Annotated in this window: 15 protein-coding genes; 9 read left to right on the top strand and 6 right to left on the bottom strand. The window is 31.6% G+C overall.

From position 1 onward, the window contains the following. Window positions 1-25 precede the first annotated feature (25 nt). From AC2DZ0_RS10915 to AC2DZ0_RS10935, 5 genes are all read right to left on the bottom strand, one after another. Window positions 26-2,437 (bottom strand): TonB-dependent receptor, encoded by a 2,412-nt coding sequence (locus AC2DZ0_RS10915; protein ID WP_484641771.1) that lies wholly within the window; start codon window positions 2,435-2,437, stop codon window positions 26-28. 59 nt (window positions 2,438-2,496) lie between these two features. Then, window positions 2,497-3,249 (bottom strand): UDP-2,3-diacylglucosamine diphosphatase, encoded by a 753-nt coding sequence (locus tag AC2DZ0_RS10920; protein ID WP_484641772.1) that lies wholly within the window; start codon window positions 3,247-3,249, stop codon window positions 2,497-2,499. A gap of 40 nt (window positions 3,250-3,289) precedes the next feature. Beyond that, complete coding sequence (locus AC2DZ0_RS10925) at window positions 3,290-4,861, bottom strand: S41 family peptidase (RefSeq protein WP_484641773.1); 1,572 nt, start codon at window positions 4,859-4,861, stop codon at window positions 3,290-3,292. Further along, window positions 4,851-5,282, bottom strand: a complete 432-nt coding sequence (locus AC2DZ0_RS10930; RefSeq protein WP_484490090.1) for a deoxycytidylate deaminase — start codon at window positions 5,280-5,282, stop codon at window positions 4,851-4,853. Before AC2DZ0_RS10930 ends, AC2DZ0_RS10925 begins: the two co-directional genes overlap by 11 nt. 112 nt (window positions 5,283-5,394) lie before the next feature. After that, window positions 5,395-5,991: a HupE/UreJ family protein gene (locus tag AC2DZ0_RS10935; RefSeq protein WP_484641775.1), complete on the bottom strand. Its 597-nt coding sequence runs from the start codon at window positions 5,989-5,991 to the stop codon at window positions 5,395-5,397. Window positions 5,992-6,133: 142 nt separating this feature from the next. On the opposite strand from AC2DZ0_RS10935, the gene AC2DZ0_RS10940 reads away from it, so the two are divergent. The 5 genes from AC2DZ0_RS10940 (at window position 6,134) to AC2DZ0_RS10960 (ending at window position 14,888) form a co-directional block, all read left to right on the top strand. Next, window positions 6,134-7,039 carry a formylglycine-generating enzyme family protein gene (locus AC2DZ0_RS10940; protein ID WP_484641776.1) on the top strand — a complete coding sequence of 302 codons (906 nt, stop codon included), beginning with the start codon at window positions 6,134-6,136 and terminating at the stop codon, window positions 7,037-7,039. Between the two features lie 33 nt (window positions 7,040-7,072). Next, complete coding sequence (locus AC2DZ0_RS10945; protein WP_484641777.1) at window positions 7,073-9,340, top strand: tetratricopeptide repeat protein; 2,268 nt, start codon at window positions 7,073-7,075, stop codon at window positions 9,338-9,340. Between the two features lie 136 nt (window positions 9,341-9,476). Beyond that, a complete protein-coding gene (locus tag AC2DZ0_RS10950; RefSeq protein WP_484641779.1) occupies window positions 9,477-10,868 on the top strand; it encodes a DUF1800 domain-containing protein in 1,392 nt (463 codons plus the stop codon). Window positions 10,869-10,878: 10 nt separating this feature from the next. Then, window positions 10,879-12,069 carry a DUF1501 domain-containing protein gene (locus AC2DZ0_RS10955; protein WP_484641780.1) on the top strand — a complete coding sequence of 397 codons (1,191 nt, stop codon included), beginning with the start codon at window positions 10,879-10,881 and terminating at the stop codon, window positions 12,067-12,069. 230 nt (window positions 12,070-12,299) lie between these two features. After that, complete coding sequence (locus AC2DZ0_RS10960; RefSeq protein ID WP_484641782.1) at window positions 12,300-14,888, top strand: T9SS type A sorting domain-containing protein; 2,589 nt, start codon at window positions 12,300-12,302, stop codon at window positions 14,886-14,888. A gap of 91 nt (window positions 14,889-14,979) precedes the next feature. Here the strand turns inward: AC2DZ0_RS10960 and rpiB are convergent, their stop codons facing one another. Then, window positions 14,980-15,411, bottom strand: coding sequence for a ribose 5-phosphate isomerase B (rpiB, locus tag AC2DZ0_RS10965; protein WP_484641783.1), 432 nt, complete (start codon window positions 15,409-15,411; stop codon window positions 14,980-14,982). A gap of 936 nt (window positions 15,412-16,347) precedes the next feature. On the opposite strand from rpiB, the gene AC2DZ0_RS10970 reads away from it, so the two are divergent. The 4 genes from AC2DZ0_RS10970 to tatA all read left to right on the top strand — a co-directional run bounded on the left by AC2DZ0_RS10970 (window position 16,348) and on the right by tatA (window position 22,133). Further along, the gene (locus AC2DZ0_RS10970; protein WP_484641784.1) at window positions 16,348-18,594 is read left to right on the top strand and encodes a leucine-rich repeat domain-containing protein; all 2,247 of its coding nucleotides are present in this window, start codon (window positions 16,348-16,350) and stop codon (window positions 18,592-18,594) included. A 275-nt stretch (window positions 18,595-18,869) separates the two neighbouring features. Continuing rightward, entirely contained in the window at window positions 18,870-21,083 is a 2,214-nt protein-coding gene (gene rnr, locus AC2DZ0_RS10975; RefSeq protein ID WP_484641785.1) for a ribonuclease R, read from the top strand. Window positions 21,084-21,133: 50 nt separating this feature from the next. Then, the gene (locus AC2DZ0_RS10980) at window positions 21,134-21,865 is read left to right on the top strand and encodes a head GIN domain-containing protein (protein ID WP_484641787.1); all 732 of its coding nucleotides are present in this window, start codon (window positions 21,134-21,136) and stop codon (window positions 21,863-21,865) included. Window positions 21,866-21,938: 73 nt separating this feature from the next. Continuing rightward, window positions 21,939-22,133 (top strand): twin-arginine translocase TatA/TatE family subunit, encoded by a 195-nt coding sequence (gene tatA / locus AC2DZ0_RS10985; protein WP_484641788.1) that lies wholly within the window; start codon window positions 21,939-21,941, stop codon window positions 22,131-22,133. The last annotated feature ends 123 nt before the right edge of the window (window positions 22,134-22,256 follow it).

Consider the following 22,256-nt stretch of genomic DNA (forward strand, 5'->3'; position numbering starts at 1 on the left):
AAACTAAGAAACTCTAATTTGATAACTAGAATTTATATTTCAAACCTAAACGAAACGTTTGTGTTTGATAATAATTCTCATAGTCAGCCGTAAAACCATCACCATTTATTTGTTGACGAATACCATAGGTATTCAAAACATCAGTGGCTGCAAAATTTATTTCTCCTCTTCCGTCCCATATTTTCTTTTTAGCACCCAAATCAATCGAAGCTCTCGAATATTGTTTTCCTTGTGGTATGTTTTTATCCGCCATATAAATAGCCGTCGCTTGCAAGCTTAAATCATTTTTAAATTCAAACTGATTATTTACTTTCACATCCCAAGTATATTCTGAAGAAGCTAAAACATCAAAAGTATGTTGATACGGAAACAAGAGCGTACCCTGATAAGCAGCTATAGCATTGTTATAAAGATTACCATTCCCTGAAATTTTCCAAAATTCCAATAATTGTTGGCTAAATACCAACTCTACACCCGAGTTTGTAGCGCTACCTGTATTGGCATACGATTTTATAATTACATCATACAGTGGATTTGTTTCATCTTTAGTATACACTCGCATATAAGGATTTTGTATGATACGATGATAAGCAGATACATACACAGATCCCAAATCCCAGCTTGATTTATAAGCTACTTCAAAAGATTGGGTAAACTGAGGTCTTAAATATGGGTTTCCAATTTTTAACAATTCTTGATCGTCAGATTTAGGAAAAATTCTAAGTTCTGGCTCCCCAGGTCTGTCGATTCTTCTATTATAAAACAAAGAAATTTTATTATAGTCGTTTAGCTTATAACTAAATCTAAGATTCGGAAATAACTCTAGATAGTTGTAGGCATCATTTTGATTGTAATAAATATTATCTGGGTCTATTTTATAAAACACTGAGGTGTGTTCCAAACGCAAACCGGCTTCAATATCATAGGCATTCTTTTCTAAAATAAAATTACCATAAGCCGCATATATCGTTTCTCCCCAATCAGACCAATCTCCTAACCCGGGATAAATAACACTATTTTCTCCTCTATCTACTGTATATTCGACTGGTAGATTTCTAAATCTAGCTTTCGCTCCTAATTCCATACGACCTTTACTCAAAGGCTTCACATAATCTGTTTGAATAGAAGTTGTGTGTTCCGTTGCTAAAATGTTTGTGACATCCCTTCCTATACGGACTGCTGAACTATCATTAAGATAATACGTTTCATCTTCCCAGCCTTTTGTATACTGTGCAGAGACTTCAAGTTTATGTCCTTTTTGAGCAAAATTATGACTAAAATTTGCTAGGTAATTCATATACCCTGTAGTTTCATCTTCGTTCCAAGCTATATACCTATATCTTTCACCTGTAGATACGTCAATATAGGGAACCTGAGCGGTATCAATGTGATGTTCACGATCAAACATTGCAGAAATCGTTACTATATTATCTTCATCAAAATTATAATCCATCCCCCCTTTTAAAATAAAACGGTGTTGTTTTCTATTTTCAGGAACCTGAGATGCAGTCACGGTACCATCATCATAATACCTTGTAGTAAACTCATTATTTGGCAACTTCTGCAGCAACATAGCCTCTGATTGAAAAAAGAAATTCACTTTCTCTTTTTTATAGTTTAAGTTAAGGCCCAAAATTCCACTAGGATTAGAGGAGTAACTACCTAATTCTGTTGGTAAATCATCCTTACGTTTTGATATAGCCCCTAAACCAGTTGTAAAACTAACATCTCCATTAAATCCAGCATCAACCTCATCTTTATAAATAATGTTAATGATCCCTGCCATACCGTTCGCATCATACTTTGCAGATGGATTGTTGATGATATCGATTCTTTCAATATTGGCAACTGGAATATTATCCAATCCTTTTTGGTTACCAAAACCAGTAAGACTTGATTGTTTTCCGTCTACTAAAACCACAACCTTATCACTACCTCTCAAAATAATTTTCCCCTCTTGATCCACAGAAACCCCTGGCATGGCTTTCATTGCATCCAATACAGAACCACCAGATTGTGCAATATTCTCATCCATAGAGAAAGACTTACTTTCCATTCCTGAAGAAATTGTTGCTTTTTTGGCTTTTATACTAACCTCATCCATTTGTTCTGAAGTAGGAACTAATAATACCGTACCAATGTCAAAATAAGTATTTAACTCACCTATTAGAATATCTTTTGTATAATCACTATACCCAACAAATCCAACTTTAAGGATATATTTACCTTTTAAATCGCCAGAAATTTCAAAACGACCCTCTCCATCGGAAACGGCTCCTGTAATTAACTTTTCTGATTTTTTTTCAATTAATGAAATTGTAGAAAATGGTAAGACTTCTTCATTTTGCTGGTCAACAATTTTCCCAGAGATAATAATTTCTTGAGCAAAACTTGTTAGGCTGCAAAAAAACAAACCTATTAACATTACATACTTCATGAGGTGTATTTAAAAGGCAAATGTCGCTTTTTTTTTGAAAATTTTGAGAAATATTACTCTCAATTCTCAAACTTTTCAACTCGCATTTTCTCACCATCAAAAACACCATAGGTAAAGTAAGAAATCCAATCACCAAGATTTACATATGTTGCTTTTTCACCGACCTCTAAAGTCATAGGTAAATGACGATGACCAAAAACAAAATAATTAAAGTGTTTTGTTTTTAAAACCTCTTTGCAGTATTGTACCAACCATTCGTTTTCCTCTCCTAAGAAAACAACATCCTCATCCCCTGAAATTAATTTATTTTTAACCGAAAGGTACGTAGCCAACCCAACTCCAATATCTGGATGTAACCATCTAAAAAGCCATTTACAAAGTGGGTTTGTAAACACTTTTTTCATCCTTTTGTAGCCAAAGTCACCAGGTCCTAATCCATCACCATGACCAATTAAAAAAGTAGTGTTGTGAAAGGTAAATTCCTTGGGTTCATGGTAAACGGGAATGTTCAATTCTTTTTCAAAATAATCTTCCATCCATAAATCATGATTTCCAACAAAAAAATGAATGGGTATTCCGCTATCTCTAATTTCTGCCAGTTTTCCTAAAACTCTAACAAACCCCTTAGGAACCACTTTTTTATATTCAAACCAGAAATCAAATAAATCTCCTAATAAAAAAATAACCTCAGCATCTTTCTTTACAATATCTAACCATTGTACAAACTTTTGTTCTCTTAGTTTACTTTTTTCAGCAGTAGGTGCTCCAAAATGTTGATCTGAAGCAAAATATATTTTCTTTTGTTGGGTCAAATTTTAAAATTTTAGCAAAGATAGGTAAATTCAACTTTGATTATTTATTCTGTAAACTATCCAATTCTATTACTTTTAAAAGCATTGGATCTCTTCTGTCGTGTATTTTAGAAAAAGCAGTCTCATCAAAAATTTGACGGGCTATCAACGCTTTCAAATAATGACTCAATACTGATTTTTTAGTTGCAGAAACATTTCTTTCTAGGTTTGCGTCTTCTAAAAATACTTCTACTAATTTTTCCTGTTGTTTTGTATCCAAATCATAGTTTTCAAAACCTTGCTCTAACAATTCATTTCTATGATCATCAGCATATTTAAAAGTGAATGAACTTAATTTAGAAAAATATCCGTTTTCTAAATAGGACGTGGTATCAACAGCTACAAAAACATCTGGTATAATACCACCTCCTCCATACACAACCTTTCCTTTTGGAGTTGTATATTTTAAAGAATCTATCACTTTGATACTGTCTTTAGACAACAATTCACCACTCAAAATTCTATCTTGATAATCGTGTGCGTAATTTTCACCATCGTTCAATTTATATGGTTTTTGAATAGAACGACCTGTAGGTGTATAATAGCGTGCAATGGTAAGTCTTACCGCAGAACCGTCACCCAATTTCATTTCTTGTTGAACCAATCCTTTTCCGAAAGAACGTCTACCAACAATAGTTCCTTGATCATTATCTTGCAATGCACCTGCAAAAATTTCACTTGCAGAAGCAGATCCTTCATCAATTAACACATATACATTTCCTTTTTCAAATACACCTTCTTTAGAAGCATAAAATTCTTCCTTACGACCTTTGTTATTTTCTGTGAAAACAATCAATTTTCCGTCACTTAAAAACTCATCAATAATGGCATTCGCAACATGTATAAATCCTCCTCCATTTTGACGCAAATCAAAAACTAAATTTTTAGCACCTTTAGATTTTAAATCTTGCAATTTCTTGTTCACCTCATGATATGATGTTGCTGCAAATCTTTCTAACTTTAAATAACCTAGACTATCATTAATCATATAAGCAACCTCTGCACTTTGAATTGCAACTTTATTTCTTCTAATGGTAATTGGAATTAAATTTTCTGAGCCTTTTCTAAAAATTTGTAAATCAACAGTGGTGTTAGAAGGTCCTTTTAAAATTTTAACAATATCTCTACTTCGCATATTTTTACCATACAAAGTATCTTTATCAGCTATTAAAATTCTATCTCCAGCCAATATTCCAGCAGATTCACTTGGTCCACCCGATAAAATATGAGTTACCACTAAAGAATCCTGATACATAAAAAACTGCACCCCGATTCCTTCAAAATTTCCCTGTAAATTTTCTTGACTCGCAGCATAAATATCTTTCGGAAAATAAACCGAATGCGGATCAAGGTTAGAAATTATATCGGTTATAACATTGTCTAGAATTCCATCGGTATCCACTTTATCAACATAATCTTGCTCTATAAATTGCAATAGTTTTTTTATTTTTTGCTCACTACTGCTCCCCTTAAAAAAACCAGATTCTGTTGGAAAATTTAAGCTTGCCCCTACTAAAATACCAAAGGCAATTGCGATCCCTAGAAATAGAGGAAAATTATTTTTATTCCTCATATCCCTCTATATGTTCAACTTCAATTCCGGCTTGTTTTAAAAATGCTACCCCAGACAAATCTTTATAGGCATTCGCATAAACAACTCTCTTGATTCCTGCTTGTAAAATTAATTTACTACAATCTTTACAAGGAGATAGTGTTATATATAAAGTAGCACCTTTAGAAGATTGTGTAGAAGCTGCTACTTTTAAAATGGCATTGGCTTCCGCGTGTAAAACCATCCATTTGGTGTCCCCATTTTCATTTTCACAACAATTATCAAAACCTGTGGGAGCACCATTGAAACCATCAGAAATAATCATTCTGCCTTTCACTATTAAAGCTCCAACTTGTTTTCTTTTACAGTGAGATAATTTTCCCCATTCAAAAGCCATATTTATATAGGCTTTATCATATTTTAATTGCTTTTTCTTGGTCATAACTGATACTAATTCACTCGTCAAATAATTGTGTCAACACATACCTCGTGTTAAGAACAATCAAAAGTCGTGAATCTTAAGGAAAGCGCCAAAAAACAAGGAGGTAATAAATTTATAATAAATGTTTTATAAACCCATCATATCTTTCCATGAGCATCGGGATGGTTATCCCTAAAACAATAGCAGAGATGACAACAATCCAATCTTTTTTAGAAATTTTAAATATAGGTGTTATTAAATGATACAGCGCAACAATTACAATTACAATAATTACTTGTGCCAATTCAATCCCAAGTGAAAATTCAATCAACGGTAATAATTTAGAATCTAACCCAGAAATCAACATTTTAAAATAGTTAGAAAAACCTAATCCATGAATCCAACCAAAACAAAAAGATAAAAACAATAATAGCTTTGAATTTGAGTTGTTTTTAGCCCCAGAAAAAATATTATTCACAGCAGTAATAAAAATTGTTGTTGGAATTAAAAATTCAACTAAATCCCCTGCTATATAAATAATTTTATATGCCGATAAAGCCAAACTTGCCGTGTGACCTAAGGTAAATAAAGATACCAACCACAACATATTTTTCCATTGTTTAAAGGAAAAAGAAACCACTAATACTATTAAAAATAATATATGGTCGTAAGCATTAATATCCAATACGTGGGTGCATCCTAATTCTAAATAAAATAAAAAGTCATTCATGGTATTATTTTTGCTCAAATGTAAAAAACTTATAACGGATGGTTACCTTATTTTGAAATATGTCTATATAAATGATTGAAAATTCAAACATCTGAAATAAATAAATTAATATTGCATAACAATATAAAGCACCTATACACTTATGAAACTTAGTATTCCTTTTTTTAGTATTCTATTTTTAATTTTTTCTTGTAAAAACAAACCAGAAACAACTAAAAAAACAACTACACCTAAACAAAAAATTGAAACTGCACCCGTAATACAAAATGAAGCTGATACTAGTAATATGGTTCATTTTTCAGGAGGAACTATAACTATAGGAACTGATAACGGACCTGCAAATGAAGGGCCTTCTTTTGAAACTCGAGTAGCTCCTTTTTACATGGATAAAAATTTAGTTTCTGTGGCTGATTTTAGAAAATTTATCGAAGCAACAAATTACATTACGGAAGCAGATAAGTTTGGAGATTCTGGTGTTTTTATGTTTGAAACAGGCCAATGGCAACTTTTAAAAGGAGCAAATTGGTTATACCCACTAGGAGAAACAAAACCAAAAGCTTTGGATGATCATCCGGTAACACATGTAAGTTGGAATGATGCTCAAGCCTATGCGAGTTGGGCAGGTAAGCGTTTACCTACAGAAATAGAATACGAATTTGCTGCCAAAAATGGAGGTTCTAATATATATCCATGGGGAAACACTGTTTTGAAAGACGGAAAATATATGGCCAATACTTGGCAAGGGGCTTCTGTGCAAGATACAGATGCTAAAGATGGATTTTTATTAACATCTCCTATCGGACATTATGGGGAATCACCAGCAGGATTAACTGATATGGTTGGTAATGTTTGGCAATGGACTGCGGATGTTTACAAAAGTTACCCAGGAAACCCAAATCAACAACCTGAAGATCCTAAAGTTAGAGCTACCAGAGGTGGTGCTTTTATGTTTGATCAAGCGGGAGATAAAAGTTTTACTACAACTTTTAGAGCGAAAAACTCTATCGATACCTCTATCTTTAACATGGGCTTTAGATGTGCTAAGTAATTAATAACAATACTCTTTTTTAAGATCGTAAAAATGAACAAAATCAATAGCATACACACTTTACAAGTATCTTTATTAATGAGTATTGCGTTATTCTTATTTTCTTGTGGTAAAGAAAAAAAAGAAGCTTACAAAAAAGTTACTACAGCAAACCATAAAACCATATATGCTTCAACAGATTCTATTCCTGATGCGCATTTTTTAGGAGATAAAACCTGTAAAGAATGTCATCAAGATCAATTTGAAAAATGGCAAGGTTCTCATCATGATAAATCCATGGATGTAGCAACTAGAGAAACCATTTTGGCAAATTTTAAAGGAGAAGTATTTAAAAGTCAAGGTGTAACTTCTACATTTTTCAAAAAAAATGGAGAATTTTATGCCAATACAGAAGGACCTGATGGTAAAAACCATGACTACAAAATTGAATATGTTTTTGGAATTACACCCTTACAACAATACATTGTAAAATTTCCTAATGGTCATTACCAATGTTTGAGACAAGCTTGGGATTCCAAAAAGAACAAATGGTTTGATTTATATCCAGATTTTAAAGTAGTACACTCTGAGTGGTTGCATTGGTCTAGGGGTGGTTTGAATTGGAACAATATGTGTGCGGATTGTCATTCTACAAATGTTCGAAAGCAATACAAACAAGCAGATCATAGTTATGACACCAAATTTGCCTTGATCAATGTAAGTTGTGAAGCATGTCATGGTCCGGGAAAGGAACACGTAGAAGATGTAAAAGAACAAGGTGAGAATTATAGAGATTCTGGAACCATGCAAATGACTTTAGAAACGTCTCCTAAGGAATTAGTAGATCAATGTGCTCGATGTCATATGCGTAGAGAAATGCTAACAAATCGATTCAACTTTGAGGGAACCATGTTAGATCATTACTATCCTCAACTGATTACAGAACCTACTTATCATGCTGATGGTCAAATTCTAGATGAAGATTATGTGTATGGTTCTTTTGTTCAAAGTAAAATGTATCATAACAATGTTACCTGCACAAACTGTCATGATCCGCATACCTTAAAAAGAAAATTTGAGGGGAATAAACTATGTGCTCAATGCCATGAACCTCAAAAATATGACACCGAAGAACATTCATTTCATAAACTAGGAACAGAGGGTGCCTTATGTATCAATTGTCATATGCCCGGTAAATTTTATATGGGTAACGATTTTAGACGAGACCATAGTTTTAGAATTCCAAGACCTGATTTATCTGTAAAACATGGAACACCTAATGCATGTGTAGGATGTCATAAAGACAAAACCGACCAATGGGCAGCAGACGAAATTTTAAAGAGAAAAGGAGCCCCTAAAGAAAATCATTTTTCTGATTTATTAGTACCAGGTTTAAAAAGAGTACGTGATGCCCATACCAAATTATTGCAATTAGCAAAAGATACCGTTTATCCAGAAATTGCAAGAGCTTCGGCTATAGTAGAATTGCCAAACTATAGAGATCATGCAATTGTTAGAAAACAATTACTTTCTTTTTTAAATGATGAATCTCCTTTAGTAAGAGCTAGCACGGCAGATGCCTTGAATGAAATATCTGACCCTGCTAATGTAAATTACTTATTGCCTTTATTAAAAGACGAGAAAAGAGCGGTTAGAATAAAAGCTTTTGGTGCCTTAGCTATTATGGATGAAACCAAAGTTCCTACAAAATACAAAGCAGCTTTTGATATTGTAAAAAAAGAATACTTTACTTATTTAGATGGAATTTCAGATTTTGTGGGAGGTAGAATCAATAGAGCCAATTATATCCTTAAAAAAGGAGACTTACAAGGAGCTATTAAAGGATATGAAAGTGCGTTGGAAATTGATGATATCAATAATTTAGCCAGAACCAACCTCGCCAATTTATATTACCAAAATGGCGAACTAGAAAAGGCAGAAAATGCTTTTAAAACTATTATCAAACAAGAACCAGAATATGGTGCAACCTATTACTCTTATGGCTTACTACTTGCAGAGTTAAAAAGAACGGAAGACGCCATAGAACAGCTTGAGTTAGCAACAATTCATATGTCTGATAATCCAAGGGCATACTACAATTTAAGTCTCTTATATGATGGTATTCAAAATAAACAGAAAGCTGAATCCACCATCCTTAGAGGTTTAAAAGCCTTGCCACAAAATGAAAGTTTATTATATTTATTAGCATACCATTACGCAAATAATAATCAAAAAGAAAAAGCAAAAAATATTGCACTTCAGTTGGTAGAATTATTTCCTAATAATTCTCAATATTTTACTTTTTTACAGCAATTAAACTAGTTTTAGAGAAAGGAAAATTTGTTTTTATTCTAATAAGAAACAAGTATCTTTAGAGAATTCTACTTTTATTTTATTCAAAATTAAACCTTTGAATAAAATAAAAGTCTAAATATAAGAATTCGATAAAGCCCTTTTTATGAAACGATTACAATTACAACATTTATATTGGAGAGCTGGTTTTGGAGTGGGATATGATACAATTGTAGATCATAAAAATAAATCTACCAAAAAAGTTTTAAAAGCCTTATTCAAAGATTCTAAAAACTACACACCTTTAGAAGTTGACCTTAGTGAATTGGATGTTCTAAGGCAAAAAGATTACCGACAGCTTGTAAAAGAAATAGGGCCTGATGAACGCAAGAAATTGCAACAAATTTCTAGAAAAAAAACGACTGAATTAAATGCCGCTTGGATCGATCGATTGGCAATGGATCAAGAAATTTTAAGAGAAAAAATGACGCTCTTCTGGGCAAATGTTTTTGTGTGTAAAGACAATAATATCTACGATATTCAACATTACAACAATGTTTTAAGAAAAAATGCATTGGGTAATTTTGGAGATTTTACCAAAGCAATTGCTCATGAAGCATCCATGATTAAATACCTGAATAACAAACAAAATAAAAAGGGTAAACCCAATGAAAATTTTGCGCGTGAATTGATGGAATTATTCACTTTAGGAGCTGGCAATTATACGGAAAAAGATATCAAAGAATCTGCCAGAGCTTTTACAGGATGGAATACCAATAAAAGAGGAGAATTTATTTTTCAAAAAAAGAATCATGACTTTGGTCAAAAAACTTTTTTTGGAAAAACCGGTAATTTTGATGGGAATGACATCATAGATATCATTTTAGAACAGGAACAATGCGCCCGTTTTATTTGTGATAAAGTGTATCGATATTTTGTAAACCCTACCGTAAATCAAGAGCACCTTGAAGAAATCACAGCTATTTTTTATAAAGACTATAATATTGAAAACTTAATGTTCCATATTTTTTCATCAGATTGGTTTTATTCTGAAGAAAATATTGGGGTCAAAATAAAATCTCCCATTGAATTATTAGTTGGAATTAATAGGGTAGTACCGGTAAGTTTTCAAAAAGTGAGAACACAAATGTATTTCCAAAAAATGATGGGTCAAATATTATTAAATCCCGTAAATGTTGCCGGTTGGAAAGGAAATACCAATTGGATTGATTCTAATACTCTAATGTTTCGCTTAAAATTACCTTCTGTAATTTTAAACAATGCTAAAATTAGTTTGGAAGAAAAAGGAGATATAGAAGCTGACTTTAAAGACTTTTATAAGAAAAAGAAAAGACGACAAAATTATTTTAATACCAAGGTTTCTTGGGATGTTTTTGAAAAACAATATAACAATATCGCCCCAGCAGAGCTAAGAGAAATTTTAATTTTAAGTACCATTAACCCCAAAACTAAAGAGATCATTGATGGTTTAAAAATTAATTCCAACAAGGAATATTGTGTGCAATTGATGTCTATTCCAGAATACCAACTTTGTTAAAACTAAAAAGATGAAAAGAAGAGAATTTATAAAAAATAGTGCCCTAGCAAGTAGCTTGTTTATGGTTCCTAGTTTCGTAAAAGCTTTTGAAGATGTTGCCAAAAATTCTTTAGGTTTTAAAAAATTAGTAATTGTTCAATTAGCGGGTGGTAACGATGGTTTGAATACAGTTGTTCCCTATAACAATGATATTTATTATCGGGAACGACCAAGGTTATCTATAAAAAAAGAAGCTGTTTTAAAAATTAATGAAGATTTAGGTTTTCATAAAAACATGGCACCTTTGAAAAATTTATACGATCAAGGATATGTATCGATCATCAATAATGTTGGATACCCAAACCCTAATAGATCTCACTTTAGATCTACAGATATTTGGCATACCGCAAGTGGATCGAATGAATATTTAGATACTGGTTGGTTGGGTAGATATATAGATACTTATGGTAAAAAACCTTATGCCGGAATTGAGGTAGATGATAGTTTATCCTTAATCATGAAAGGAGAAGATATCAATGGTATTGCTACCCAAGATCCTAAAATACTTTTTAACACCACTCAAACTCCCTACTTCAAAAAAATAGTAAAAGAACAGACAGATACTCATTTGAGTGAACATAATTTAGGGTATTTATACAAAACAATGATTGAAGCAAATTCATCTGCTAAACATATTTATGATACTTCTAAGACGTTTAAAACAAAATTAGAATATCCTGGGAATCCTTTTGGAAAACAATTGAAAACTACAGCCGAATTGATAAATTCTGGTTTAGATTCTAAAGTGTACTATGTTTCTATGGGAGGGTTTGATACACATTTCAACCAAGAACAAAGACAAAACCAATTACTAGATGTTTACAGTAAATCTATGGAAGTTTTTGTAAAAGATTTAGAGCAAAACAACACCTTTGAAGATACCTTGATTCTAACATTTTCTGAATTTGGTAGACGTGTAAAAGAAAACGGTTCTAAAGGTACTGATCATGGAACCGCAAATAATATTTTCTTAATTGGAAAAAATTTAAAGAAAGCTGGTTTTTATAATGAATTACCGGATTTAGCAGATTTAGACTCCAATGGAGATTTAAAATATTCAGTTGATTTTAGAGAAGTATATGCCACCATTTTAAATAATTGGATGCAAGTAGACGATAAAAAAATTCTGAATAAATCGTTTTCAAAATTAGATTTTATATAACATAATTAATTTTTGTTAGGTTTTAAATTAATTTAAAATCCGATCGAGCTATTTCGATCGGATTTTCCTTTTAGTCTAGTTTCAGACATATACCAAAGTAATAGATTCACTTTGGTCAAGTTTATTTCTATGTAAAACAAGCAATATGGCCTTCAAAAAAAGCGCTGAGTATTCCTAAATAGGATGCTAATCTTTTATTTTTGAGCAACCTATAATGAGTAACTAAAACTATGACAAAGCTAAACCAACAATTATTTATTTTATTGTTATTACTATGTACCCAAATAGTAAGTGCAAAAGATATTTATGTTTCCACAACTGGGAACGACACCAATGATGGATCTGAAAATAATCCATACAAAACATTTTCAAAAGCAGTTTCTGTAATGAGCGCAGGTGATGTTTGTATTATCAAAGGAGGTATTTATGAACAATCCTTGGTAATCAACAAAAATGGAAATGCATCCAATTATTTAACATTTAAAGCTGCTGAAGGTGAACATGTTGAAATAAAAGCAACCTCAACAATTACGGGATGGCAAAACCATAATGGTAACATCTTTAAAGCGAGCGTTGCTATGAATATCAATAGCAGATTTAGAGCCGTGTATCATAATGCTGCTTATATGGACCTAGCAAGATGGCCAAATAACGCAGATCAGAATAGGTGGACGGTAGATTGTACTCCTGTTACAGGTGGAGATGGCTCACATTTTCTAATCAATGCCATGCCAGATATTGATTGGACCGGCGGAATGGTGTATTATTTAGGAGCACATTCCGGAACAAGTTGGACAAGATCTATTACCTCAAATACGAGCACTAGAATCAATCATACGGGTGTTGATATTAACAAATGGCCATTTTCTAACCACAATCCAACCTGGTTAGAAGGGAGCCCAGATAACCGAAGAGGACAACTTTATTTGTTCGGAAAATTAGAAGCTTTAGATTATGCTAATGAATGGTATTATGATGCTGGTTCTCAAACATTATACCTACAAACAGAAGATGGTAACATTCCCTTAGATAACTCTGTAGAGTACGCAACCCATCAATTTGCTGTTGAATTAAAAGGAGATTATATAAAATTAGAAGGCTTACATATTTTTGGAGGTAGTGTTAAAATCCATAATAAAGCAGATAATAACACCCTTGATAATTGTAGTATCATTCATGGTAGTGAAGGGCATGATTCCTTAACAAATACCTCTGCCCAAGTAGGAGAGGCTGCCTTAGAAATATTAGGAGATAATACCGTTATTACTGGATGTACCATCAATCATTCTTCTGTGAGTGGAATTGTTGTTTCTGGTTGGGCTGCAACAAATTGTACCATAGAAAAAAATACCATAAAAAATATTGATTATGTAGGGATTCATGCTTCTCCAATACGTTGCAGCGCAAATAATTCAAAAGTTTTAAAAAATACTATTGAAAATGCCGCCAGAGATGGAATGTACGTTACAGGAGTAAATTTTGAAGTGGCCTATAATGATGTCTCACACTCACAGCTTGTCAATAGCGATTCGGGTATCTACTATACCGTTGGAAATGAAAATTTAAGAAATGCTGAAATTCACCACAATTGGTTTCATGATGCTACCGCTCCAGCGTATTCTCATCAACCAGGTAAACCCGGAAAAGCTGCAGGGATTTATTTAGATAATGATAGCAAAGGTTTTACCGTACATCATAATGTTGTTTGGAATGTATCTTGGACTGGATATCAAATAAACTGGAACAATACCGACTTAGATTTTTTTCATAATACTTTATGGAATCCATATGAAGCAATGGGGTCTTGGGTAAACGGTTATCCACAAGAAAATAATAAAGTTTACAATAATTATTCTAGCCACCCTGATTGGTTTGCGGGAACCAATGGGAATGAATTTGACATCAAAAATAATCTGATAGATCCTAATTCGCCTTTTGAGGATGCAGCTAATCAAAATTTTTACCCAACAGTAGGTAGCAAGATTGTAGATAAAGCTCCTGTTATTTCGGGATTTGACAAGCCCTTTAAGGGTGCCTCACCTGATATTGGTGCTTATGAGCTAGGAGGTACTCGATGGACTGCAGGAATCAATGCTATTGAGGATACTGGGGAGGGGGATCCATGGTCTATCTACGATACTACATTTACGATTTTCTCAAATTCAGAATCTTGCCCAGATCAAAACGATGGAAAAATATCTATAACAGCCAACTTTTACGAAAATTATAAAGTTGCCTTTAATGGTACTAACTATACTTTTAATGATGTTGTCAATATAGAAAATATAACGCCAGGTTCTTATGATTTATGTATCTCTGTTGATGGAAATAACGACCAGCAATGCTTTAGTTTAACCATTAATGAGGCATCTCAAATAGCAAGCAAAACACTATTAAAAAATAACCTAGCCTATTATAAAATAGAACAAGGAACGGCTCCTTATGAAATTTCCATAAATGATAGCTTTTATTTAAAAACAAATAAATCTGAATTTGAGATTCCTATAAAAAAAGGAGACAAAATTTCTTTAAAATCTAGCAAAGAATGTGAGGGAGAATTAGTAGATATAATTAACTTTTCAAAGATTATTGCTAGTTATCCCAATCCTACAAACACTAAATTTACAATTGAATTTCAAGGAAATGATGGCTCCATTCCGATTGCTATATACAACAGTAAAATGCAGTTAATTTCTGAAAAAAACTATGCAATAAAATCAGGTAAAATATCTCTTGACCTTAGCCATTTATCTTCTGGAATTTATATTGCTAAAATCCTAACAGATAATCAGAAAGTCATAAAAATTATCAAACAATAATTTGATCTAATTGTCTTAAATCAGTTAAAAAAAATCACAAAAAAAGCGAAGGGAATTAACCTTCGCTTTTTTTATGAATGTAACTAGTTGGCTAGCTACAAGAAATTTTATCCACTCTATTTTGATGACGACCACCTTCAAATTCAGTATTTAAAAAAGTTTCAACCATTGCTAAAGCTTGCGGAATAGAAGTAAATCTAGCAGGAATACATAATACATTTGCGTTATTATGTTGTTTGATCAACTCAACTATTTCTTTAGTCCAGCATAATCCTGCTCTTACATTAACATATTTATTTGCCGTCATAGCAACACCATTGGCACTACCACAAATTAAAATTCCTAAATCAACAGCTTTAGTGTCCACTGCTCCAGCAACTTTATGTGCAAAATCAGGATAATCAACACTATCAAAACTATCTGTACCGTAATTAGTTACAGTAATTCCTTTACCTTCTAATAATTCTACGATTGCTGCTTTGTAATCTGGTCCAGCATGATCATTCCCAATTGCTATTGTCATTTTTATTGTATAATAATTATTTCTGCAAAAATACATTAAATAAGAAAAGGAATCAAAAGCAACCTTAAAATTCTTAACCATTGAAATTTAGTTTATCAACAAAGTTTATAACTACTGTTCATTAACTTATATATCTAATCTTTCAATACCTTCTTTTATGATTTAATTTTACGGTTTTTATTTCCTTTTTAGGATGTAACTAAAAAAGAATGTTCTTTTAAAATCGTGGGTAAAAAGTAATCTTTTTAAAAAAGGATAGGTTGTTAACAATTAACAAATGTTAACTGTTTTATTTCTAACTACTTAACATTAAAGTAACATTTAAAATGTTCTAAAAAATTTCATTTTTTGCCGCTATTAACAGGGTTTCTAACAACTTTTGTAAAACTATCTAATTTTAAACACTTTAGCTATGTTATTCAAATGTTAACAAATATCGCTTAAAAAAGAACAAGTAAATTTGGATTTTAAAATTAAAAAAACAATACAGTGAAGGGTATCATATATGCAAATTTATTTTCAGAAAAATAATTTACAGTTATCAACATTAATTTTGGCAGTTATGAGCATCCAAAAACTAAAAACATATCCTCAATTGTACAGAATATTCTATCTGAGACAACTTGTTAATAAATACACTACTTTAACTGATAAACAAAAACTTAACATGTTTATAACGTATTAACAACCTAAAAAAAGAATCCATTTTTAAATAAAACAAGAAAAACTTAAAAAAGTTATTGGGTCTATTAACAGACAATAATAGATCATTATTCTTTTTTTTAAATTTCAAAATAAAATATATTAATATATATATATGTTTATAACAATTGTAAATACGATTAAGTCTTTCTATTTATAAACTTAGTTTAATCTTAAATGTAATAGATACGTTTATAAATGTTTTATTTTTGCGGAACTATTTAATAAAAGATTATGAAGAATAAAATTACTTTTTTGATAGTAGCTTTGGTTACTATTTATGTTGGGTACGGACAAACCGTTGCCGTTGGAGATTCGGCTTTAGAATCTTATTTAGAAACGCATGATAAAGATGGAAATGTTGTGGCAATAGGATCCGTGAACAGTCTGGGAAATGGTACAGATGGAGATGGAAAAATTTTAAAATCTAGAATAGAAGCTGTTACAAACCTTACAATCACGAATTTATCTATTTCAAAATTAGGAGTCATTAAATATTTTACAGGACTTGAAACCTTAGATTGTTCTAATAATAATTTGGAAACTCTAGATTTAACAAATAATACAACTTTGACAAGTATCAAATGTGATGGTAATTCCTTAAAAAATATTTTCGTAGAGAGACTCACAGACGTTACAACATTAGATTGTTCAGATAATGATTTAAATGCTTTGTATCTTGGAGGTTTAACAAGTTTAGTTTCTTTAGATTGTTCTAATAATAATTTATACGCATTAGATATTGATAACGATGTTGATTTTACAACTTTCTCAGCTGTAACAAATTCAAATTTAACCTGTATTCAGGTAAATTCAGTTTCTCATATGAATACAAATTTTTCAGGTAATAAGGATGTAGGAGCTACTTACAGTGCAAATTGTACGAGTATTTATGTAGCTGATGCCGTATTTGAAAATTATCTTGAGACTCATGATAAAGATGGAAATGTGGTTTCTGTAGGTGATGCTTCGAGTATGGGGAATGGTATAGCAGCAGATAATTTTTTCTTTAAAGAAAGAGTTGAGACTGTGACAAACTTAGATATTTCTGGTTTGAGCATTAGTAATTTACAAGGAATAGAGCAGTTTGTTGCTATGACTGATTTTGATTGTTCTTCTGCATCTTTGTCATCAGTGCAGCTTTACGCTAACCTAGCATTAGAGAATTTAAATATCTCTAATAATACAGTTTCTATTTTAGGAATTGGAAATATTGCAACTTTAGAAACGTTAACAGCAAATAATAATGATTTAACTTTTCTTAATTTTGACAGTAATACGGGTTTGACGTCAGTTAATCTAGCATCTAATAACATTCAGGGAGGTTTAAACTTTCAGTATAATACTTTGTTACAAACTTTGGATTGTTCTGACAATAGCATTCCAACACTTGACTTGAGTTCGAATACGGCATTGGTAAGTTTAGATTGCTCTGATAATTCCTTGACTAATTTGAATATAAAAAATACAAATAATAATAATCTTACTGTCTTTGATGCTACAACTAATAGCAGTTTGATCTGTATTCAGGTAGATGATGAAGATTACATGAACACCAATTATTCGGATAAGATTGACAATGTTAGTTCTTTTAGTGAAGATTGTAATGATTTTGTAATTACTACATATATAGCAGATGCTAATTTTGAAAATTATCTTGAAACTCATGATAAAGATGGTAATGTGGTAACCTTAGGTGATGCATCTAGTATGGGGAATGGTGTTGCAGGCGATCAAGCAATTTTTGCATCCAAAGCAAAAAAAGTTTCAAGTTTAAATATCTCTAATTTATCTATTGGTGATGTTACCGGAATCAATGCTTTTACTGCCTTAGAAACTTTAAATTGTTCTTCAAATGCTCTAAACTATTTGCAATTGAGCTCGAATACTGCTTTGGTAAATTTAAATTGTGAGTCTACTACAATTAGTCAACTATCTCTTACAGCGAATACAGATTTAGAAGTAATCAACTGTGCATCAAATAGTATTAGTAATTTTAGTGTAGCGAATCAAACAGAATTAACAACTTTAGATTGTTCTAATAATGTAATTATTTCGTTAGATTTAACAGCTAACACAAAATTGACTTCATTAGATGTTTCTTCAAATACATTAACAAGTTTGAATATTAAAAATACCAATAACGCTAATTTAGTTAGTTTTGATGCAAAATCAAATGTTGGTTTGGCTTGTGTACAAGTAGATTCTAAATCTTTTATGGATTCTAATTTTGCTTCATCAATAGATGGTGGAACAGTTTATAGTGAAGATTGTTCAACAGCTTCATTAGCGAATTATTATTTAGATAGTTTGATAATATCAACTGAAAATAATCAGATTAATGTCAATTCTAATTCTGTTAAAATTGTGGTGTTTAATTTCTTAGGAAATCAAGTAGTCAATCAAAATTTGCATGGAATGTTTATTGTAAAAATAACAGATGCAAATAATAACATTAGAGTAGAAAAAGTTTATTTATAGATTTATAATAATTGAATATTTTAAGCGGACTGGTTTTATTACTAGTCCGCTTTTTTACGTTTGTTACAAACTATTATGAATTCCTTAACGCGTTTCAATTTTTCTTCGCATAAATTAGCGTAGCTTTGCAGCAAATAATTAAATAACCTTACTACCTTGAAAAAGGACTCCTAGCAAGTAGGGTTGAGTTCCTGTAATATTTTCACTTTATTTAATCTACAGGAATAACAAATACGATAACTTAATTCGTATTTTTAAAAAAACAAAAAGATAGAATGTCAAGAGGAAAGAAAAAAATATATAAAAAAAAGGGAAGAGTTATTAAAGATTTGACCCGAAAAATATTAGGTGTTTTCAATAAAGATTCTAGTAAAATACTGAACTACAAACAAGTATGTTCTAAATTGAAAATTGAAGATGCTAACGGTAGAGACCAAGTAATAAAAAAGATTGCAGATCTAAAGGGGCAAGGAAAATTAGAAGAAGTTGATAGAGGAAAATATATCTTAAATCAGAATAAAAATTATCATATCGGAACCTTAGATTTAACTTCTAACGGAAACGCATATTTTATTTGCGATGATTTTGAAAATGATGTGTTTATTCCGTCCATCAATGTAAATAGAGGATTGGATAAAGACACCGTAAAAGTTTATGTATATAACAAACGTAGAAGTTCTAAAAAAGAAGGAGATGTTGTTGAGGTTGTAGAGCGTGCAAAAACTGAGTTTGTTGGGGTATTGCAGGTGAGTAAAAATTTCGGTTTTGTGGTACCTGATAATAACAAAATGTATGCTGATATTTTTATTCCAAAAGATGAATTGGGAGATGCCGTTAATGGAGAAAAAGTAATTGCTGAGCTAACAGATTGGCCAGATAACTCTAAAAATCCATTCGGAAAAATCACTCAAGTTCTTGGAATGCCTGGGGATCATAATACAGAAATCCATAGTATTTTGGCAGAATATGGTTTGCCATATGAATTTCCGGCGCATGTAGAAAGAGAAGCAGAAGAATTAGATACTACGATTACAGAAGAGGAAATTTCTAAGCGTAGAGATATGCGTAAAGATTTAACTTTTACAATTGACCCTAAAGATGCTAAAGATTTTGATGATGCTTTATCGTTTACAGTTTTAGAAAACGGAAACTTTGAAATCGGAATTCATATTGCAGATGTTTCGCATTATTTAGCGTTGGATTCTGAAATGGAAAAAGAAGCTTATGAGAGAGCAACTTCTGTATATTTAGTAGATAGGGTAGTACCTATGTTGCCAGAAAAATTATCCAATGGGGTTTGTTCTTTGCGTCCACATGAAGAAAAACTTACGTTTTCTGCTGTTTTTGAATTGAATGATAAAGCACAATTGGTAAATGAATGGTATGGTAGAACAGTTACTTATTCTGATGAACGTTTTGCTTATGAAGAAGCACAAGTAATTATTGAAGAAGGAAAAGAAAATACCAAAGCAACGATACCAGAAGAAATTTCCATTAGAGAGGGTTCTTATGATGTTTCTGAGAATGTTGTGAATGCTGTGCTACAATTAGATACTTTAGCTAAAATAATGCGTAAAAAACGTTTAAAAGACGGTGCCATTACTTTTGATAAAGTGGAAGTGAAATTTAATTTGGATGAAAATGCCGTTCCATTGGGGGTATTTTTTAAGGAATCTAAAGATGCTAATAAATTGATTGAAGAGTTTATGTTATTAGCAAATCGTAAAGTTTCTGAATTTGTAAGTCGTAAAAAAGGACGACCTACTAAAAATACCTTTGTGTATCGAGTACATGATGAACCAAATGTAGATAAATTAACGGCATTGCAAGGAATCATTCATAAATTTGGATATAGTATTGATTTAAAATCGAGACAATCTACTTCGGATAGTTTGAATAAATTGCTAGAAGATGTCCATGGAAAAGGAGAGTCTAATATGATTGAAACGCTAGCGATTCGTTCTATGAGTAAGGCGGAATATACTACTGATAATATCGGTCATTATGGATTGGCTTTTGAACATTATTCGCATTTTACTTCGCCAATTAGAAGATATCCAGATGTAATGGCACATCGCTTGTTACAAAATTATCTTGATGGAAAACCTTCTCCAAAGCAGGAAGAGTACGAAGAGAAATGCAAGCATTCTTCTGAAATGGAGTATTTAGCAACCAAAGCAGAAAGAGATTCTATAAAATACATGCAAATAAAATACATGCAAGATCATGAAGATCAAGAATTTTTAGGCGTTATTTCTGGGGTTACCGAATGGGGAATTTATGTTGAAATCATTGAAAATAAGTGTGAAGGTATGGTAAGAACTCGTGATATTAGAGACGATTATTACACCTTTGATGAAAAACAATATGCCCTGGTTGGTCAAGCAACGAACAATATGTATCAATTGGGAGATGAGGTAACTGTAAAGGTTAAAAACACTGACTTAGATAGAAAACATTTAGATTTTACTTTAATTCAGGATTCTTAAATCCTGTGGCATTAAATTTGTTTAGACAGAAAAGAATAAATTACAATAGAATGAAAAAAATAATAGTAGCGTTGTTGTTTTTTGTAGTAGCCTCAGTAGCTGCACAAGAAGTAATTGAAATTGATTTAGAAAATTTTGATAAATTAAAAGTGTATAATGGATTGAATGTTAATCTGATCAAATCAGATCAACAAAAAGTAGAAATTAGTGGTGATAGAGCTGATGAAATTATTGTAAAAAATAAAAAAGGTACGCTTAAAATTTCACTTGATTTATTGAATTCTTTCAATCATCAAAAAGTGGTTATTAATTTATTTTACAGTGAGAATATTGCTGAAATGGAAGCAAAACAAGGGGCTGTTATTAGATCTTCGGATGTTTTTAAACAAACACAATTATCAATTAGTTCGCAAGAAGGTGCGTATATCAAGTTAAATATGGATGTAGATTATTTAACTGCAAAAGGAATTACCGGAGGGCATTTTCAACTTAAAGGAATTACGGAAACTCAGAATGTGAGTGTTGTTTCGGGGTCTAGTTATGAAGCATTTTATCTAGAATCTAAGTTAGCTACAATGTATGTTTCTACTGGATCTTCTGCTCAGATACAAGTGAGTAAAGCGTTAGATGCCAAGGCAAAATTAGGAGGTACTATTGAATTTGCAGGTAGACCAGAGTCTGTTAGTACCACTGAATCTATGGGTGGGAAAATAAAAAAAGCGGAAGAAATTAAAGAAATAGATGTTGCTGAGAAGCAACAGGTAACTTCTGAGGGAGCTTAAAATTATCTGATTTGTAGAAAAATAGGCATATGTAATTCAAAGTTATTATATTTGTCACATAAAATTATTAGAAATGAATTTACAGAGTATTTTTTTAGGGATGATAGGTCCACCACAAGTAATATTAATTGTTGTTGTTGTATTATTACTTTTTGGAGGTCGTAAGATTCCAGAACTAATGAAAGGTCTTGGTGGAGGAATCAAAGAATTCAAAAAAGCCTCTAAAGAAGATGAACCAAAAGAAATAGAAAAAGAAGATAAAGCTTAGGCTTTTTAATTTTAAGTTATATAAATCGAAGTTGTTTGCGCAGCTTCGATTTTTTTTGGCATAACTATTGCTAATAAGGCACAAGATTGAAATGTGTTAGGAAACAAATGTGGTAGTGAAACA

The organism is Flavicella sp. IMCC45668, assembly GCF_057219105.1.

Bases quoted from the DNA above. Each gene is read 5' to 3' on its own strand.
- tatA (WP_484641788.1), top strand. From the start codon at position 21,939: ATGAATTTACAGAGTATTTTTTTAGGGATGATAGGTCCACCACAAGTA.
- AC2DZ0_RS10960 (WP_484641782.1), top strand. From the start codon at position 12,300: ATGACAAAGCTAAACCAACAATTATTTATTTTATTGTTATTACTATGT.
- AC2DZ0_RS10935 (WP_484641775.1), bottom strand. From the start codon at position 5,991: ATGAATGACTTTTTATTTTATTTAGAATTAGGATGCACCCACGTATTG.
- AC2DZ0_RS10950 (WP_484641779.1), top strand. From the start codon at position 9,477: ATGAAACGATTACAATTACAACATTTATATTGGAGAGCTGGTTTTGGA.
- AC2DZ0_RS10940 (WP_484641776.1), top strand. From the start codon at position 6,134: ATGAAACTTAGTATTCCTTTTTTTAGTATTCTATTTTTAATTTTTTCT.
- AC2DZ0_RS10970 (WP_484641784.1), top strand. From the start codon at position 16,348: ATGAAGAATAAAATTACTTTTTTGATAGTAGCTTTGGTTACTATTTAT.
- AC2DZ0_RS10945 (WP_484641777.1), top strand. From the start codon at position 7,073: ATGAACAAAATCAATAGCATACACACTTTACAAGTATCTTTATTAATG.
- AC2DZ0_RS10980 (WP_484641787.1), top strand. From the start codon at position 21,134: ATGAAAAAAATAATAGTAGCGTTGTTGTTTTTTGTAGTAGCCTCAGTA.
- rpiB (WP_484641783.1), bottom strand. From the start codon at position 15,411: ATGACAATAGCAATTGGGAATGATCATGCTGGACCAGATTACAAAGCA.
- AC2DZ0_RS10955 (WP_484641780.1), top strand. From the start codon at position 10,879: ATGAAAAGAAGAGAATTTATAAAAAATAGTGCCCTAGCAAGTAGCTTG.
- AC2DZ0_RS10930 (WP_484490090.1), bottom strand. From the start codon at position 5,282: ATGACCAAGAAAAAGCAATTAAAATATGATAAAGCCTATATAAATATG.
- AC2DZ0_RS10925 (WP_484641773.1), bottom strand. From the start codon at position 4,861: ATGAGGAATAAAAATAATTTTCCTCTATTTCTAGGGATCGCAATTGCC.
- rnr (WP_484641785.1), top strand. From the start codon at position 18,870: ATGTCAAGAGGAAAGAAAAAAATATATAAAAAAAAGGGAAGAGTTATT.
- AC2DZ0_RS10915 (WP_484641771.1), bottom strand. From the start codon at position 2,437: ATGAAGTATGTAATGTTAATAGGTTTGTTTTTTTGCAGCCTAACAAGT.